Annotated in this window: 12 protein-coding genes and 5 pseudogenes; 15 read left to right on the forward strand and 2 right to left on the reverse strand. The window is 40.3% G+C overall.

All coding sequences use genetic code 11. The features are described 5' to 3' along the window. Nucleotides 1–150: 150 nt before the first annotated feature. From JCM19043_RS16295 to JCM19043_RS05495, 3 genes are all read left to right on the forward strand, one after another. Nucleotides 151–375 carry a hypothetical protein gene (locus tag JCM19043_RS16295; protein WP_156321343.1) on the forward strand — a complete coding sequence of 75 codons (225 nt, stop codon included), beginning with the start codon at nt 151–153 and terminating at the stop codon, nt 373–375. Nucleotides 376–480: 105 nt separating this feature from the next. Beyond that, a complete protein-coding gene (locus tag JCM19043_RS16300) occupies nt 481–651 on the forward strand; it encodes a nucleoside hydrolase-like domain-containing protein (protein ID WP_156321344.1) in 171 nt (56 codons plus the stop codon). Then, on the forward strand, nt 618–2006 hold the full coding sequence (locus tag JCM19043_RS05495; RefSeq protein ID WP_062320699.1) for a nucleoside hydrolase-like domain-containing protein: 1389 nt from the start codon (nt 618–620) through the stop codon (nt 2004–2006). The genes JCM19043_RS16300 and JCM19043_RS05495 overlap by 34 nt, the downstream gene beginning before the upstream one ends. A 155-nt stretch (nt 2007–2161) precedes the next feature. Here JCM19043_RS05495 and JCM19043_RS05500 read toward each other — a convergent pair whose 3' ends face one another. Together JCM19043_RS05500 and JCM19043_RS05505 are read right to left on the reverse strand one after the other, a co-directional pair. Beyond that, on the reverse strand, nt 2162–3760 hold the full coding sequence (locus tag JCM19043_RS05500; RefSeq protein ID WP_062320701.1) for a glycoside hydrolase family 43 protein: 1599 nt from the start codon (nt 3758–3760) through the stop codon (nt 2162–2164). A gap of 19 nt (nt 3761–3779) precedes the next feature. Then, nucleotides 3780–4912 (reverse strand): annotated as a pseudogene (locus tag JCM19043_RS05505) (glycosyl hydrolase family 8). Between the two features lie 223 nt (nt 4913–5135). On the opposite strand from JCM19043_RS05505, the gene JCM19043_RS05510 reads away from it, so the two are divergent. The 12 genes and pseudogenes from JCM19043_RS05510 (at nt 5136) to JCM19043_RS05560 (ending at nt 16675) form a co-directional block, all read left to right on the forward strand. Then, entirely contained in the window at nt 5136–5396 is a 261-nt protein-coding gene (locus tag JCM19043_RS05510) for a hypothetical protein (RefSeq protein WP_062320703.1), read from the forward strand. A gap of 57 nt (nt 5397–5453) precedes the next feature. After that, nucleotides 5454–5963, forward strand: coding sequence for a hypothetical protein (locus JCM19043_RS05515; protein WP_062320705.1), 510 nt, complete (start codon nt 5454–5456; stop codon nt 5961–5963). A 42-nt stretch (nt 5964–6005) separates the two neighbouring features. Continuing rightward, nucleotides 6006–6713 carry a YesL family protein gene (locus JCM19043_RS05520; protein WP_062320707.1) on the forward strand — a complete coding sequence of 236 codons (708 nt, stop codon included), beginning with the start codon at nt 6006–6008 and terminating at the stop codon, nt 6711–6713. 21 nt (nt 6714–6734) lie between these two features. Next, nucleotides 6735–7316 carry a hypothetical protein gene (locus JCM19043_RS05525; protein WP_062320709.1) on the forward strand — a complete coding sequence of 194 codons (582 nt, stop codon included), beginning with the start codon at nt 6735–6737 and terminating at the stop codon, nt 7314–7316. A gap of 8 nt (nt 7317–7324) precedes the next feature. Continuing rightward, nucleotides 7325–8494, forward strand: coding sequence for a sensor histidine kinase (locus JCM19043_RS05530; RefSeq protein ID WP_062320711.1), 1170 nt, complete (start codon nt 7325–7327; stop codon nt 8492–8494). 302 nt (nt 8495–8796) lie between these two features. Next, nucleotides 8797–9765, forward strand: a complete 969-nt coding sequence (locus JCM19043_RS17400; protein ID WP_231631417.1) for an extracellular solute-binding protein — start codon at nt 8797–8799, stop codon at nt 9763–9765. Then, nucleotides 9741–10496 (forward strand): hypothetical protein, encoded by a 756-nt coding sequence (locus tag JCM19043_RS17405; RefSeq protein ID WP_231631418.1) that lies wholly within the window; start codon nt 9741–9743, stop codon nt 10494–10496. The genes JCM19043_RS17400 and JCM19043_RS17405 overlap by 25 nt, the downstream gene beginning before the upstream one ends. 218 nt (nt 10497–10714) lie before the next feature. Next, nucleotides 10715–11697 (forward strand): annotated as a pseudogene (locus JCM19043_RS05540) (ABC transporter permease). A 12-nt stretch (nt 11698–11709) separates the two neighbouring features. After that, a pseudogene (locus tag JCM19043_RS05545) lies at nt 11710–12638 on the forward strand (carbohydrate ABC transporter permease). A gap of 68 nt (nt 12639–12706) precedes the next feature. Further along, nucleotides 12707–14751, forward strand: a pseudogene (locus tag JCM19043_RS05550) (alpha-glucuronidase family glycosyl hydrolase). A gap of 12 nt (nt 14752–14763) precedes the next feature. Further along, nucleotides 14764–15836: pseudogene (gene uxuA / locus JCM19043_RS05555) on the forward strand (mannonate dehydratase). Continuing rightward, on the forward strand, nt 15830–16675 hold the full coding sequence (locus JCM19043_RS05560; protein WP_062320713.1) for an SDR family oxidoreductase: 846 nt from the start codon (nt 15830–15832) through the stop codon (nt 16673–16675). The pseudogene uxuA and the gene JCM19043_RS05560 overlap by 7 nt, the downstream one beginning before the upstream one ends. Nucleotides 16676–16704: the final 29 nt, after the last annotated feature.

The raw sequence follows: 16704 nt of genomic DNA on the forward strand, positions 1-16704 counted from the left end.
CTATGAAAAACAATTGATTAAATTGACAAACAAAGTGACGGGTGTGTGTTTCGGGAGTAAGAACTCGCCCGCGGCCGGTTAACACAAAAGACGTATCACGCTCATCCTGAGCGTTGGCAGAAAGATTGGGCAGCGGCGCGTTACGGTAAGATGACCATTTCAGGACGGAAAGACGCCAAATCAGGTAATTTTGTCTTTCATTATCATCCAGAGACGCATACCCTGTCTTTTGTTAGAACCCATGCGTTCTACCAGACAGAACGATTTGACCAAAGCAAGTTGTGTTCCTGGAACACACTATTTCCCCAACATGCTTTAACAGATGTTGAGAAAATAGGTTTGCGACGGTTGGAGAGTAGAAAAACCTATGCTTAGTTGAACGAGCATGGGTCCCCTTTAGGGTGTCCTTATGGAATCCCCTTCCTCAAACATTCGTGAGAATGTTAGGTGGGGGTAGTTCAATTTTAAAGAGGTGATCATATGTCGACGAATATAAAACATCGGACAGTCATAATGCTTGATCCAGAACTTGATGATTTAAATACGATCGTCAGATATCTACTGTATAGTAATCATTTTCACACAGAAGGTATCATCTATTCGAGTAGTCGTTACCATTGGAGGGAGATGGACAAGGTACACGATTTTTAGGGGAGTCTGAACATTCTGATCTTGGAATCGGACCGATAACTTGTTGGAGATGGGATGAAGATAGCCGTTTTATAGAGGAGGCCGTTGATATATACGCTAAGGTATATCAAAATCTATCTATTCACGCTGAAGGTTACCCTCACCCTAGCGAGTTACGCGAACGAATATTTAATGGGAATATCGCCTTTCCTGGTGATCTATCTCATTGTACTCAAGGCTCAGAGCATTTAATGCGTCTTATTCTTGATGATGAGCCTGGTCCGTTATATGTATTAACTGGAACAGGTCAATCAACGATAGGGAGAGCGCTTAAATCAATAGAGGAAAGATATCTTCATACAGAAAAGTGGGAGAACATTTATAATAAGGTGTCTGCTAAAGTGATTATACAATCTTTTGGTGATCAAGACGGTATATATGAAACGTATATTCATCCTAATTGGCCTAACATTAGATTCCGTCAAATGGCGACAACGATTTGGGGATATTTTGCGCGAAGCGTCGTTCAACCTGAGGATCGCCATTATCTTTCTGCCGCATGGATAAAGGAAAACATTTCAAGTGTCGGACCGTTTGGTGAGTTTTATAGGGTCTGGGGAGATGGGAAATACATGCATAAAAATGATATCACCGACTACTTTGGATTTAAGTATTTAACCGCAAATCAACTGAAGGCATTGGGGTATTCTCTCTGGTATAAAGACATAGAAGAGCCTGGTTCATGGATATCAGAAGGAGATACCTCTATGTTCATGAATTTAATAGACAACGGTCTAGAGGGGCATGTAGACGCTAGCTATGGTGGATGGGGAGGGAGAAACGGTAAAGACATAGCTCCTGATGGTGTAGCATCTAAAGATTATGCATCTGCTCGTTGGTTCGGGGCTTGTCAACGTGACTTTGCGGCAAGGCTTCAGTGGACGGTAACGCCTGAATATAAACAAGCGAATCACCATCCAATAATTGAATTAATTAATACGGAAAGCGCCATTGTCGCACCTGGACAGACAATTACTCTAAAAGCAATCGCTAGAGATCCTGATGGTCACCATCTATCGGTCAACTGGTGGCAATATGAAGAAGCGGGTGCATACCCAGGCCAGGTAGAACTAATCTCTTTGGACGAAGTCATCGAAAAGGAAGCAACGCAGACGTATCCTTTTGATGTGCCAGCACCAAATTCACTGAATCTATCTCATTTAATACAGGATGAAGTAATAACAGCGTGTACATTTAACATACCTACAGACACTGTAAAAGGACAAACGATCCATTGTATTGTTGAGGCAATAGATCATTGCAAGATACCTTTAACATCATATAAGCGAATAGTTCTGACTGTTGATGATGAATGAATCATTTCATGCAGAGTGTAAGTGATCTTTTTTAATAAACAAAGGACCGTTTTAACAAGCGATTATTAAGAAAGAGCCAGAAGATTTCTCTTCTGGCTCTTTCTATTTGGGGGATATGATTGAACGCAAAGTCGGTGTTACTTTACGTATAATCCTTAGTTAGAATATCTAAAATAATCAAAATCAGCAGGCAAGCGCTCACCAGAGTAATCTTGGGCGCACATACCGACGAAGGCGCCTGTAAAGAAGCCGCCACCTCGGATGTAATCATCCGATAGTTTATATGACTTAAATGTTGGTCCAATGCGGTGGAATGTTTCACCGTCCAGACTATAGCTATAGTAATAATCATTGACCTCAACATTTACCCGTAGATACACAGCTTCGGTATCACCTAACACAATCTCCTCACCCTTAATCGGTTGAGCATACGCTAAATTATCGAGTACCATCATATTGAGCACACGTCCTTTGTCTTCATGGTGCGTGATATAGAGATAGGTCCAGTTATCAGTGTTATAGTAATTCACAAGACCAGCTTGCTGCTGGAACGTGGTTGGATTAAATTCAACTTTTGTTTCTGCTTCAAAAGTAAAGTCTTGCCAACGTCTCGCAACGAGGGCTTGGGTAAAGAGTGATGTTAATGATTCACGCCCTTTAAGTCTTAGATATCCAGGACGTTCTGTTAGTGATAAAATATCTTCACCTAAAGGAATACGTAATGACTGGAAGTCAAGCGGTAACGTCGGCTCATCAAAATGAACGACTTCCGCCACTTTTGGTTTCGGTTGTTCTTGGATAGTCGGTCCGTCAATCTCATCTTTGGGATAGTTACCTCCGACAATATAAGGCCACTGATCGCGCCACTCTACCCGTTGAATCGCTGTCTCGCGACCAAGTGGACAGAACCCACGTGGGTCAAGTAATGGTTCCTCTTCTTTCGGTAAGATACGTCCCGTTAAGTGCACAAAGAACCATTCATCTGTATGGGTTTTAACGAGTGAGCCGTGCCCAGCCTTTTGCAGACGAATCCGCGGATGCGCAAAGGATGAAATGAGTGGATTCTCCGGGTGGACTTCATAAGGTCCATCAATGGTTTTAGAACGAGCTATCGTCGCTTGGTGATCAAACTTCGTCCCACCTTCGGCGGTCAGTAAGTAATAATATCCATCAATATAATAAAGGTGCGGGGCTTCCGTTAATTTCACGTCTGTGCCCTTAAAGATGATTTTCTTTTCCCCGACAAGCTGTTGTTGGTCATGATCATATTCTTGTAAAACAATCCCGTAAAAATTATGATGCCCCTCACGTGGGTCCCAGACCATGTTCACAAAGTATTTTTTACCGTCGTTTGGATTATGGAAGAGTGATGGGTCAAAACCAGATGAATTCATATAAATGGGCTCAGACCACTCCCCATCAATCGTATCACAGGTCGTTAAGTAGTTATGCGCATCTTTCCACTGTCCATCCGTCACTTTAATATCTGAGTAGATTAACCAGAACAGACCATCATGATAAGAGAGTTGTGGCGCCCATACACCACCAGAGTTTGGATTGCCCTTCATATCAAGTAAAGATTGACGGTTTAATGGACGTGAGACGAGTTCCCAATTTTTTAAGTCTTTTGAGTGGTGTATGCTGACACCTGGGAACCATTCGAATGTTGACGTGGCAATATAGTAATCTTCACCGGCACGACAAATACTCGGGTCGGGATTAAAACCAGTTAAAATAGGATTTGAAATTTTCATGTTGTTACCTCCAGTTAGTTTAGTTAGAATACATATTAAATTGTCCTGCTAAGGCAAGGAGACTAAAGAAATATAAGCAGTTATCATAGTAGCGACGATCACCTTGTCGAAGCGGCATCTCAAAAAATGTTTGGACATAGTCGTTAGCGATTGCTGTATCACGCACTAGTCCACCAGCTGCAAGTGTCGCAAAGAGACCAACCGGGTGAAGGGCGGGTTCTTCAAATGGTGTGCCATCAATTTTATAACGACGATAGTCGCCATCGGTTTATCTTTAAAGAACTGATGCAATCGGTCAATGACAGCTAAAGGTGTATCTTCATCACCGAACCACTCATAATCAAGGGCGATATTTGTACAGACGCGGTAAGAATCACTAAAGAAATCACCAAAGCCACGAATATGATTCGGCGTGCCGTCATAAAAGGCATATTCAGGAGACAAACCTGTCTCTGGATGAGCAGCTAAAGCAATATAATCACGACTCTTTCGTGCGGCTTCTTTCCAAAAGGCGCGGTCTTCTTCGTTTGCCCACTCACCAAATAACTCATAAAAGTGTGGCAAGTGATACGACGGGTCGCTGAAATCAACCTCAGGCACAAATTTAATTAAATGGTTCTCTAAGTCCCACATCGTGTGACCATTATTATTCGGTCCTTTTCGTAAACAACGACGTAAAATCTCGCGTGCTTGTTCCCCGTAGTTAAACGGTGCTTCTTTGTCACCAAAGCGGTGGGAAGCAAAAAAGAGACTCATCGCAAAGTATTCTTCCCCGTCTGGGGCAGGTCCATAGGCATTTTTTGTGCCGTCAAGCTGGCATGACCAAGCAAAGTAGCCTTGGTGTATACCTTCTTCCATATACATATGCGTTTTTGTCCATTTCCAAATGCGGTCAAACACTTTTTGATTATTCATTTGAACAGCCATCATCATCCCGTAAGATTGGCCTTCTGTTCTCACATCATTGTTGCCAGTATCAACAACATACCCCATATCATTCTCTGTCTCAAAATAAATTTTTAACGCAGGGTCTTTGTCGGTGAATAGTCGTTCCCACGTATCAGTAATCTTGTCATCAATCGCTTGTTGATCAATGCCTAACGCTAAAAAACGATTCGTATAATCTTTTGTATGAAAAGCACCTCGGGTCATATAAACCCTCCTTCTTTAGTCTTGTGTGTAACATAACATTGGATTACGTTCATCTTACAAAAGAAAGCGCTTTAATTTAAGGGGAGGTTCTATAGGTTTTGGTGAAAAAACTATAGAAATTCACATAATCTATAGTTTTTACAGTAAACGCTTTAGTACAATTGGATGAAAGCGCTTTTAAATATGGTAGGATAAAACTGACATTAATAAAGGAAGTGACAAGATGAAACCAAAAACGGCACAGATTATGGTTGTAATCATGTATGTTCTCGTTTTACAGTTTTATTTCTATCAATCAGATCGACACGTGCTCCATATGCTGCTTGGGGTTGCGCTAAGTGTGTTTACTTTCAAAGCTTATCAAAATTTAAAACGTCAGAAAAAGAAACAAAAAGCACAGTTTCCATTTATCGTGTTTTGTTTTGTTGTCTATACCTTATTTGTTTGGTATATCCAACCATTTGTCGTTCGTTTGATTGTGTAGGTGAAAAAAATGACCAGCGCTTTTTCAAGGAAAAATATGATATATTTAATAATTATAATGATACTGGTTTTGTTAACGGCTTGTGGTAATAGCAACAGCCATCATGACCCAGAAGTCTTTCATGTCAGTTTTATTTCTAGCGTACCCACAACCATTACCGATGAGATGGAAAGCTATATCACCGATGTATTAGCTGAGGAATTACCAGAGGGTGTCTCAGTAAATGTTAACATGTTTTTACCCTCCCATGATCGTCTAACGATTGAGATGATTGACCGACAAGCGGATGTCATTATTGTGGATGAAGGATTAGAACAACTCATGTTAGATGCTTACTATTTAACCCCAGTTGATGAGTTTAGTGACCGATTGGATGAAACATTATCGCCCTATACAACATTAGATGAACGCACAAATGAAGAACACCTTTACTTATTACCACTTAGGCCAAATACCGCATTTAGGCAAGCAATTGGTTATGAGTTACCAGGTGATTTAGTGCTTGGAATAGTGGAGTCCAGTCCACATCAAGTACTCAGCAAGCGATTAATTGAGGATTGGTTATAAATAGGTTGAGGAGGTGAGGCTAGACGATTCGTCTAGCGGATTATGGGAAGTAATTATGGATTTGTATCTACATCATTTTATCGAGGATTAGAGTGGCTATGGCACTTTGTCTATATCCAACTGTTATTTTTATTTTCAACCCTAATAGGTTTAGGATTGTTTGGTTTTTTTCCTGCGCTATATAGTACGCATAGTGTCATGGAGCGGTTTGTGAAAGGTGATAAACAGTTTTCAATCTTTAAGGTATTTGTGCAAAGTTATAAGCAGCATTTTTTTGTTGCTAATGGGTACGGATTTCTGTTTATGTTAGGCGTCTATCTCCTAACCTTTAATTTTAATTATCTAAAAGTCGCCACGGGATTGGAACATACCTTTTTATCGGTTGGTTGGGTCATAGGGGTAGCTTTATTTATTGTGGTAAGTCTCTATCTATTCCCTACTCGTATTTTAACCGAGGCGAAAGGTAAAGCATTAATTAAGAATAGTATTATTTTAGCTTTAGGGGCTCCGGTTTCATTCATTCTCCTTGTTGCCTCAATGGGTGTGTTAGGCTTTGTGTTGTATATGATTCCGGGTTTTATTCCGTTTTTATCCATTACTCCGTTTAGTTTTTTATTGATGGGACAGTTACATGTGGTAGTCGATCGTATGATAAGAAAACAGGCCGCTTGGGCAGAAGAAAAGTCAGGCGAAGAAAAAGCAAACAACTCAAACGTGTTACCTTCATATTTAAAAGAAAAGACTTCTTAGTAAAGTAAAGAGGGATGATAGATGAAAAAGATAGGGCAATCATTTAATGACTTGAAAATTCGTAATAAGCTATTAATCGTATATATGATTACTGTTCTTTTGCCTATCATTATCTCAAATATTGTTTTTTATCAAACGACAAGTGATAATTTCATTCAACAAAAAAGGCGAGACGCTGATTTAATGACAGAAGAAACAAAAGAAAACGTCAAACAGTTGATAGATCAAGCACTTGGTCTATCAACGACACTTTATATGGATATGCGGTTATATGAGTTTTTTGATACAACATACACAAATCCTGTTGATTATATTCAAGGGTATACGCAAGTGGTTCATCAATACCGCAAAACAGTTCCGCTCTATAATGCCATTCAAGACATCCAATTTTATACGACTAATCCAACCATGTTGTATGCTGGGGGGGTGAATATGTTAAATAATGAAGATAGCGATGACGTTTGGTATAATAGCTTAGCTCATGACGGTACACCACAAATTCTAGCGGCCATGGATGAAGCGGGTGTATCGTTAGATGTATATAGGAAACTCAATTATTTCTCCTTATATAAAACTATTTACACGTTATTCATTTTCAGTTAGATGAACGGATGTTAAATGATGCGATTCATAATGTCTCGATTCAAGGCGAATTGTATTTGCTTGATGCAGAAGACCGTGTCCTCTTTACGACGGATCAAAACCACAGAGAAGGAACAATATTTACTGAGAATACCGACGTGAAAGAACCGTATATTACTCGCCAAATGTTTACCGATCAATACATAGCAGATTGGTCTGTCGTAACAGTCGTCGATGAATCGATTTATAGAGCAGAGTTATCTGATTCAACAAAGTATATATTATTGCTTGGTCTCATGAACTTTATTTTACCAGCCTTTTTAATCATATATTTATCGCGTTCGTTTCATAGTCGGTTGAATAATATTTTGGATCACACTCGTCATATTGAAAAGAAAAATTTTGCGGAGTATCCACACGTTAGATCAAAAGATGAAATCGGTCAACTTGCCAATCAGATTAATCGAATGACACGAAAAATGAATGAACTATTTAATGAAGTATTCAAAGCAAACCTTGAAAAGAAGGAACTTGCGTTAAGAGAAAAAGAAGCCCAACTAAGTGCCCTTCAAAGTCAAATCAATCCGCACTTTTTATTTAATGCTTTAGAGACTATTCGAATGCGTAGTATTATGAAAGATGAAACAGAAACAGCGCTGATGATTGAAAATATGGCAGGTATTTTTAGGAATTCTTTAAAGTGGGGGAGTAACTGGGTAACGGTACTAGATGAAGTCCGTCTTATCCAGGCCTTTTTAGAAATTCAAGGCTATCGTTTTGGTGAACGTCTAACCTATCATGTCTATGTTGATGAACAGTTAGCGGACTTTGAAATTCCGAATTTATCCTTTTTACCGTTTGTTGAAAATGCGTCCCTTCATGGTATTGAACCGAAAAAAGGAACGGGTAATATAGATATTTCCATTACTAAAACAGCCCTTGGTTTACGTTTTGTTATTGAAGATGATGGGGTAGGTATACCGGAGTCGCGACTCATTCGACTGCAGAAGGAATTGCAAGATGGTGCAACGATGGGTGAGAATGTCGGTATTGAGAACATTTATTATCGCCTTAAATTATACTATAAAGATCAGTTCCGAATGAAGATTGAAAGTGAAGAAGGCATCGGAACGACTGTGACGATTGATTTACCGATGCAAGACTCTAAATTACAAGCTTATTTAAAAGTATCAGACTAAGTCACACCATTGGTGTGACTTACTCATTATATTAATAAAGTCTGTCATAGTGTCATCATTTAATGTCTCTATAGTTCTTATGGTCACTCGTTAAGTTTTTTTGTTCTATCTTATAATGAGCAACACCACCTATAGTCTTTTCGTTTTCTATCTAAAGTTATTTAAAATGTAAGCGCCTTCACCTAAAGTTTTTCTGGCTTTCGGCTATAGTTTACCTAGGTGAGTTTCGCTAAATGGGAAGCTATAATGAAGGTGCTTACAAAAAAGCAAATAAAAAGTAACAATTGAAAGGGGTTAGTCAAGTGTTTAAAAAGAAAGCACTACTCGTATTACTCTTATCAGCCTTATTTATGTTTTTAGTTGCTTGTGGTGGCGATGATTCAGATTCGTCGGCAGGTGACGATAACGGATCGTCTTCAGATGATGGAGGTTCAAGTGAAACGTCAAATGAACCTATCACGTATCATTACTTTATTGGTACAGCTGGCGATGATATTAATTCAAATGAAACAACGATTGGTAAAATGTTAGAAGATGAAACAGGTGTTAACTTCCAAACTGAATACTTAGTTGGGGACTTAATGGAAAAAATAGGGGTTATGATTGCTGGTGGCGAGTATCCTGATGTAGTTATTCCAGACCATGCGATTGAAATGATGTTAGAAGCGGAAGCTTTCATTCCGTTAAATGATTTGTTAGAAGAACATGGTCCAAATATTCTTGAGATGTATAGTGAGTATATTGATCGTTTCACTATGCCAGACGGAAATATTTATTATCTTCCGATTTCACCATCAATTAATGAGCACGTACCGAATCCAAACATTGACCAAGGAGCCTTCTGGATTCAACGTGGTGTGCTTAAAGATGCGGGATTCCCAGAAATCACGACGCTTGATGAGTACTTAGCCTTAATCAAAGATTATACTGATAAAAATCCTGAGGTTGATGGCATGAAAACGGTGCCATTTACAGGTTTAACGTATGATACAAGTTTCTTCACATTCTCAAATACACCGAACCACTTAGCAGGTTTCCCTAATGATGGTTCTGTCCAAATTGATATGGATACACATGAAGCATCAGTATACGCGGATAAAGATGAAGCAAAAGCGTATCTTAAAGCATTAAATGAATTAAATGCAGAAGGTTATTTAGACCAAGAAATGTTCGTTATGAACAACGATGATTTCTTAGCAAAAATTTCTTCTGGTCGTGTGCTCGGTTTCTTCGGTTATGGCTGGCAATGGAATACTGCGCTACAACGTTAGATGAAGCAGGCAATCCAGATCATGAATTTATGGCTTTACCTATTGTCTTAGAAGAAGGCATTAAAGATCAATACCTAGAACCAGCGGCTTTCACTCAAAACCGCGGGGTAGGTATTACAGTGAATGCTGAACATCCAGAGCGGATTATCCAGTACTGGGACAAGTTAATCCAAGAAGAAACGCAAAGACTTATCATGTGGGGCGAAGAAGGCACACATTACTCTGTAAACGAAGAAGGTCGATTCTACCATACAGCTGAACAAGTCGAGCTTAACAAAGATCAAGATATGCGCGATGAATACGGGATGACGTTATACTCATGGAACTGGCCGCGTTTAAGTGGTTCATTCTCTGACGGGAACGCTATTGAACCGCGTCGTCAACCAGAAGTGGCACTTGAAACTTATGATGAACATGACCGTGAATATTTAGATGCTTATGGCATTAAGACGTTCTCAGAACTCTTTAGTCAACCGGAAGATCGTCCATGGTACCCAGCATGGAGCGCGAACATTGAGCAAGGTTCTGATATGGCATTATTTGCTTCACGTGCAGAAGAATTACAAAAACGATACTACCCACAAATTGTTTTATCAGACCCAGCAAACTTTGAGTCTGAATGGGAAAGTTTTGTTAATGAATACCGCGCGCTTGATGGTTTAGAAACATATGAAAACTTCTTTACTGAAACAGTCAAAGCTCGTATTGAAGGTAACTGGCAATATCGTTAATAAATAATAGTCAAAGAGTAAGTCTGACTTACTCTTTGACTCTCTTCATAAGCATGATTGAATAATAGATAACACCTTGTTTATCCCGAACGCATACTTAGTTTAGAAGAGTAAACGGGATTGACACCTTGAAGGGTTAAGATAAAGAAGTAAAGAAAACCCTTCCTAATGATCCATTGGTTTACTGTTCTAAATTAAGGTAAAAAAAGGAGGAAAACATGATGGCAGATGCAGCCAATGTAGCGGGTACCCTTGCTAAGAAAAAAACAAAAACAAAGTCAGCGAGAGGCTTCCGTTATTTTATTAAAAAAAGTATGGAACAAAAAGAATTATTACTGATGAGTGTGCCTTTCCTCATTTGGCTATTTATTTTTAAATATTTACCGCTTTCCGGGTGGTTAATGGCGTTTCAAGATTATAAGCCAGCTCGAGGTTTTCAAGAATCAGAATTTGTCGGATTTGATCAATTTAAGTTTTTATTCCAAGATGATCGTTTCTTAGAAGTTATGCGTAATACCTTAGCTATGAGTTTAATTAACCTCGTGCTAGGCTTTGTGACAGCGATTACGTTAGCGATTCTTTTAAATGAATTACGCAACGTTGGTTTTAAACGTATTGTACAAACAATTAGTTATATGCCACACTTTTTAAGTTGGGTCGTCGTGGCAGGTCTTGTATCGTCAGCCTTTCTGTTGATGACGGGATTATTAATATTTTACTGATGAACTTAGGGATTATTGATGAGCCGATTATGTTTTTAGGTGTCGGACAATATTTCTGGGGATTACTTGGAGCATCTGAAGTATGGAAGAGTGTCGGTTGGAACTCCATTATCTATCTTGCGGCCATCACTATGATTGACCAAGAACAATATGAAGCGGCTGAGATTGATGGGGCAACACGTCTCCAACGGATTTTATATATTACGTTACCTGGTATTAAGCCGGTTGTCGTTATTTTAATGATTATGAACATTGGTTACATTTTAGAGTCTGGTTTTGAAGCACAGTACTTACTGATGAACCCGATGAACATGGACTATGCGGAGAACTTAGATATCTTTGTTTTACGATATGGTCTTAGACAAGCAAACTTCTCGCTTGCGACAGCTGCGGGGATGTTTAAAACAGTTATTTCATTTATTTTCTTATTTGCTGCCAATAAAGTGGCCCATAAACTTGGCGAGGCACGCTTATTCTAAAGGAGGGATCTTATGCAACTGATTAACCGTTTAAAAGGAAAACGCCGTAGTATCGATGATTTAATCTTTGATACGATCAACGTGATAGTCATGATCCTTCTTGTGATTGTGATGCTATATCCACTACTTAACACCGTTGCTATTTCACTTAATGCATCAACTGATACGATCAGAGGAGGCATACGTCTCTTGCCACGTGTCTTTACTTGGTATAACTATGAACATGTTTTTACTGAAGCCACCATTATGAGATCGGCTTTAACGTCGGTCCTTCGGACCGTGATAGGGACAGGGCTTGGGGTACTAGCTTCGGCGATGGTTGCTTACACGATTTCACGTCCACACTTTTTCTTAAAGAAATTTATTACGATTGCCTTTGTGTTAACGATGTATATGAACGCCGGACTAATCCCGACGTATTTACTACACCGTGATTTAAACTTAATCGGCTCTTTCTGGGTGTATATTTTACCAACACTCATTGGTGTCTTTAACATCATTGTCATTCGTTCCTTTATTGAAGGCTTACCAGAAACGTTATTCGAGTCTGCTCGGATGGATGGTGCGGGTGAGTTCACTCAATTTTTCCGCATTGCTTTACCATTATCGTTACCGGTTATTGCGACGGTGTCACTCTTTGTAGCAGTCGGTCAGTGGAACCAGTGGTTTGATGTGTTTATCTACAACTCATCGATACCAGAGCTCAGTACCTTACAGTATGAACTCATGAAAGTACTTAGTAACTCAAATGCTGCCTTTAACTCTGGAGGCGGTGCTGCCAGTCAGTTTGCTAACTCCCAAGGAGGAACTGTCGATGTCGTCACACCACAATCTGTTCGGGCAGCGATGACGGTCGTTGTATCCGTTCCGATTATTATGGTCTACCCATCTTACAGAAATACTTTGTTAAAGGGTTAACGATAGGTGGCGTGAAAGGTTAATTTATAAAAAAACGAAAAGCGTACCGATGAATAGTTGGTACGCTTCTTTTATAGAAAGGATGACAGAAATGTTGTTAAGGAATAACGAAAGATTAATTGATCAATTAACAGAAGCTGACGTCTTAAGTTACCGGGCCTGGTTACAATATAATCCGGTGAAAGATGAGGAATACAAGCAACAAATAGAAGCTGTGCTGTCAGTTGTGACAGTGAAAGAAACATCGATCATCATAGATGCCGCACTATCAGAATTATCGTTAGGTTTAAAAGAAATGTGTGCCTTTCAACCAGCAATTACAACACAATCGAACCAAAATGGTTTACATATTACGATAGAGGATACTCAAGGAAAAGAGACGTTTCATATTACATATGATCAGTCACAACTCTATTTATCAGCGGGAGATGACCGAGGTGTGCTCTACGGAGTGTACCATCTATTAAGGCAGATCCAACTTAAAACACCACTTGAGCAGTTTGGGGTGAAAGAAGCGCCTAAAAACCCAATCAGAATGATCAATCAATGGGATGACATGAACGGTGAAGTTGAACGTGGGTATGCGGGGAAGTCGTTCTTTTATGATCAGTATCAATTTATTAAAGACCGTACACGTGTAAAAGATTATGCGAGACTACTCAGTTCTACCGGCATTAATGCGATCAGTATCAACAATGTGAATGTGCACGAGAATGAGACTGACTTAATTTTTGACCGTTATTTAGCTGATGTCAAACAAACGGCTGATATATTTAGTATGTATGGGATTGATTTATATTTAAGCATTAACTATGCAGCACCAATGGAAAAAGGTTTATCAACGGCAGATCCGCTTGATGATGGTGTGAAAGCGTTTTGGAAAGACCGCGCTAAAGTCATTTATGATAACATTCCACACTTTGGTGGTTTTTTAGTGAAAGCCGATTCAGAAAACCGTCCGGGGCCATTTACGTATGGAAGGAATCACGCTGAGGGTGCGAATATGTTGGCTGAAGCCCTCGCACCGTATGGTGGAAAAGTCATTTGGCGTTGTTTTGTCTATAACTGTAAACAAGACTGGCGTGATCGTCAAACAGACCGAGCTCGGGCCGCGTATGATCACTTCTTACCGCTTGATGGCGAGTTTTTAGATAATGTTATTTTACAAATTAAAAACGGTCCGATGGACTTTCAAGTCCGCGAACCGATCTCACCACTGATTGGTGGTTTAGAAAAAACCAACTATTTACTCGAGTTTCAGATTGCCCAGGAATACCTTGCCAACAAAAACATCTCGTTTATCTTGTGCCGCAGTGGAAGGAAGTGCTTGACTTTGACACGTATCAAAAAGGTGAAGACACACGGGTGAAGGACCTTGTTTCTGGTAACGTACTAAACCAAAAACATAGTGGGATTGTCGCTGTATCAAATGTGGGGATTGATGTTAACTGGACGGGGCATTTAATGGCTCAGCTGAATCTTTACGGTTATGGCCGCATGATTTGGAATCCTGACCTTTCGTCTGAAGTGATTGCCTTAGAGTGGATCAAACAAACCTTCGGTCATGATGAAGCATTGGTTCAAACATTACTGAACATTGTCATGCCATCATGGGAGACGTATGAAAATTATACCTCTCCACTTGGGATTGGTTGGATGGTGAATATCTCACACCACTACGGACCGAATATTGATGGCTATGAGTACGATAAGTGGGGAACGTATCACTTCGCAGACCGGGACGGTGTTGGTGTCGACCGCACAAAAGAAACCGGTAGCGGCTATAGCACGCAGTATCACAAGAAAAACTTTGAAAAGTATAACGATGTCACCACGTGTCCCGATGAATTGTTACTATTCTTCCACCACGTCCCATATACGCATCAACTTCATAGTGGAAAAACGGTGATTCAACACATTTACGATACCCACTTTAAAGGGGTAGAAGAAGTGGAACAGATGATTGAGCATTTTACCTCGCTTCATGGTGCGATAGATGAGGCACGCTTTGACTCAGTCATGGAACGCCTCGATCATCAACTGTATATGGCGAAAGAATGGCGGGACATTGTCAATACGTACTTTTACCGTAAATCAGGGATTGATGATGCACACGGAAGAAAAATTTATGCATAAGAGGTGACTTAAATGAAAATGACGTTACGGTGGTTTTATACCGCCGATACGATTCCGCTTGAGTATATGAAACAAGTCCCAGGCATTTCGGGTGTTGTCGGTGCGTTATATGACGTCCCTGTCGGTGACGTATGGGAAAAAGAAAAGATTGAACCGATGATGGAGAAAGCGAAACGTGCCGGCTTACCAATTGAAGTGATTGAAAGTGTTAATATTCACGAAGATATTAAGCTCGGCTTACCGACGCGTGATGGTACATTGACAACTACAAACAAACAATTAAAAATTTGGCCGATTTCGGCGTAAAAGTGATTTGTTACAACTTTATGCCGATTTTTGATTGGACACGCTCGTCACTCGCATATCCACTTGAAGATGGTTCAACGGTCTTAAGCTATGAACGTACCGTCATTGATGGGGTCACACCAGATGACATGATCAAGAGGATGAAAGACGCTTCAGGTAGCTATCAGATGCCGGGCTGGGAAGCGGAGCGCTTAGCTGATATTGAACAGTTATTTAAAGCATATAAGACAGTCACTGAAACAGATTTATTTCATCACTTAGTTTACTTTTTAGAAGCGATCATGCCAACGTTAAAAGAGACCGGGATAAAAATGGCGATTCATCCGGATGATCCGCCTTGGCCGGTGTTCGGGTTACCGCGGATTTTAAAAAACAAACAAGACATCAATCGTTTACTTGAAGCGCTACCAGAAAAGGAAAATGGTGTGACATTTTGTACCGGTTCACTTGGCGCGAGGCGAGATAAAGATTTATTAGACATAGCGGAGTATTGTCTAAAACAAGACCGGATACCGTTTGTGCATATTCGTAATATTACGCATACAGGGGAGGGTGACTTCCATGAAGTGAGTCATTATGATAAGTCCGGGTCAGTAGACGTGGTGGGGTTAATCAAGTTACTGCACAAGTATCAATATGATGGTTACGTACGACCTGATCACGGCCGGATGATTTGGGGCGAAGAAGCACGACCGGGTTACGGGTTGTATGACCGGGCACTTGGGGCAATGTATATGACCGGGATTTGGGACAGTTTAGAGGAGGGAACAACATGTTAGAAAAACATCACGCATTAAAAGGAAAAGTCGCGGTTGTGACAGGCGGTGGCGGGGTGCTATGTGGAAATATGGCGCGCGCGCTGGGACGTCAAGGAATGAAGATCGCGGTACTAAATTATCCGAAAGAACCGGGTGATATCGTCGCGAGTGAGATTAACGATGCCGGTGGTGAGGCCATTTCTGTTTTTTGTGATGTGACCAACCGCGAGGTTGTTGAAGCGGCGAAAAAAGAAGTGTTGGAAGCATTTGGACAAGTCGATTTATTAATTAATGGTGCCGGTGGTAATCATCCAGAAGGTTCAACGACAAATGAAACCTATCATAAGGAAGATGTGACTGATGAGGCAATTAGAAGTTTCTTTGACTTAACGACGGAAGGGTTTGATTTTGTCTTTCGGTTAAATTTAATGGGCACCTTGATTCCGTCACAGGTCTTTACCGATGAATTGATTAAAACAGCAGGGTCAATTATTAATATGTCATCGATGAGTGCCCCGTCACCGATGACAAAAGTACCTGCCTATTCAGCCGCAAAAGCAGGCATTGATAACTTTACCCAGTGGATGGCGGTTCACTTTGGTGAGACCGGTATTCGCGTCAACGCCATTGCCCCAGGCTTTTTCTTAACCGAACAAAACCGGTCGCTGTTAACAAATGAAGACGGCTCTTATACAGAAAGAACCGAAAAGATACTCTCACAAACACCGATGAAGCGACTCGGTGAGGCGGATGATTTACTCGGGACATTACTTTGGTTGATTGATAAAAACTATAGCGGTTTTGTGACGGGCATTAGTGTACCTGTTGATGGTGGCTTTATGGCGTATGCTGGTGTGTGACAACACTTTTTAGAGTGGTAAATCACGAT

The sequence above is a fragment of the Halolactibacillus sp. JCM 19043 genome, assembly GCF_001310395.1.
Taxonomy (GTDB): domain Bacteria; phylum Bacillota; class Bacilli; order Bacillales; family Amphibacillaceae; genus Halolactibacillus; species Halolactibacillus miurensis.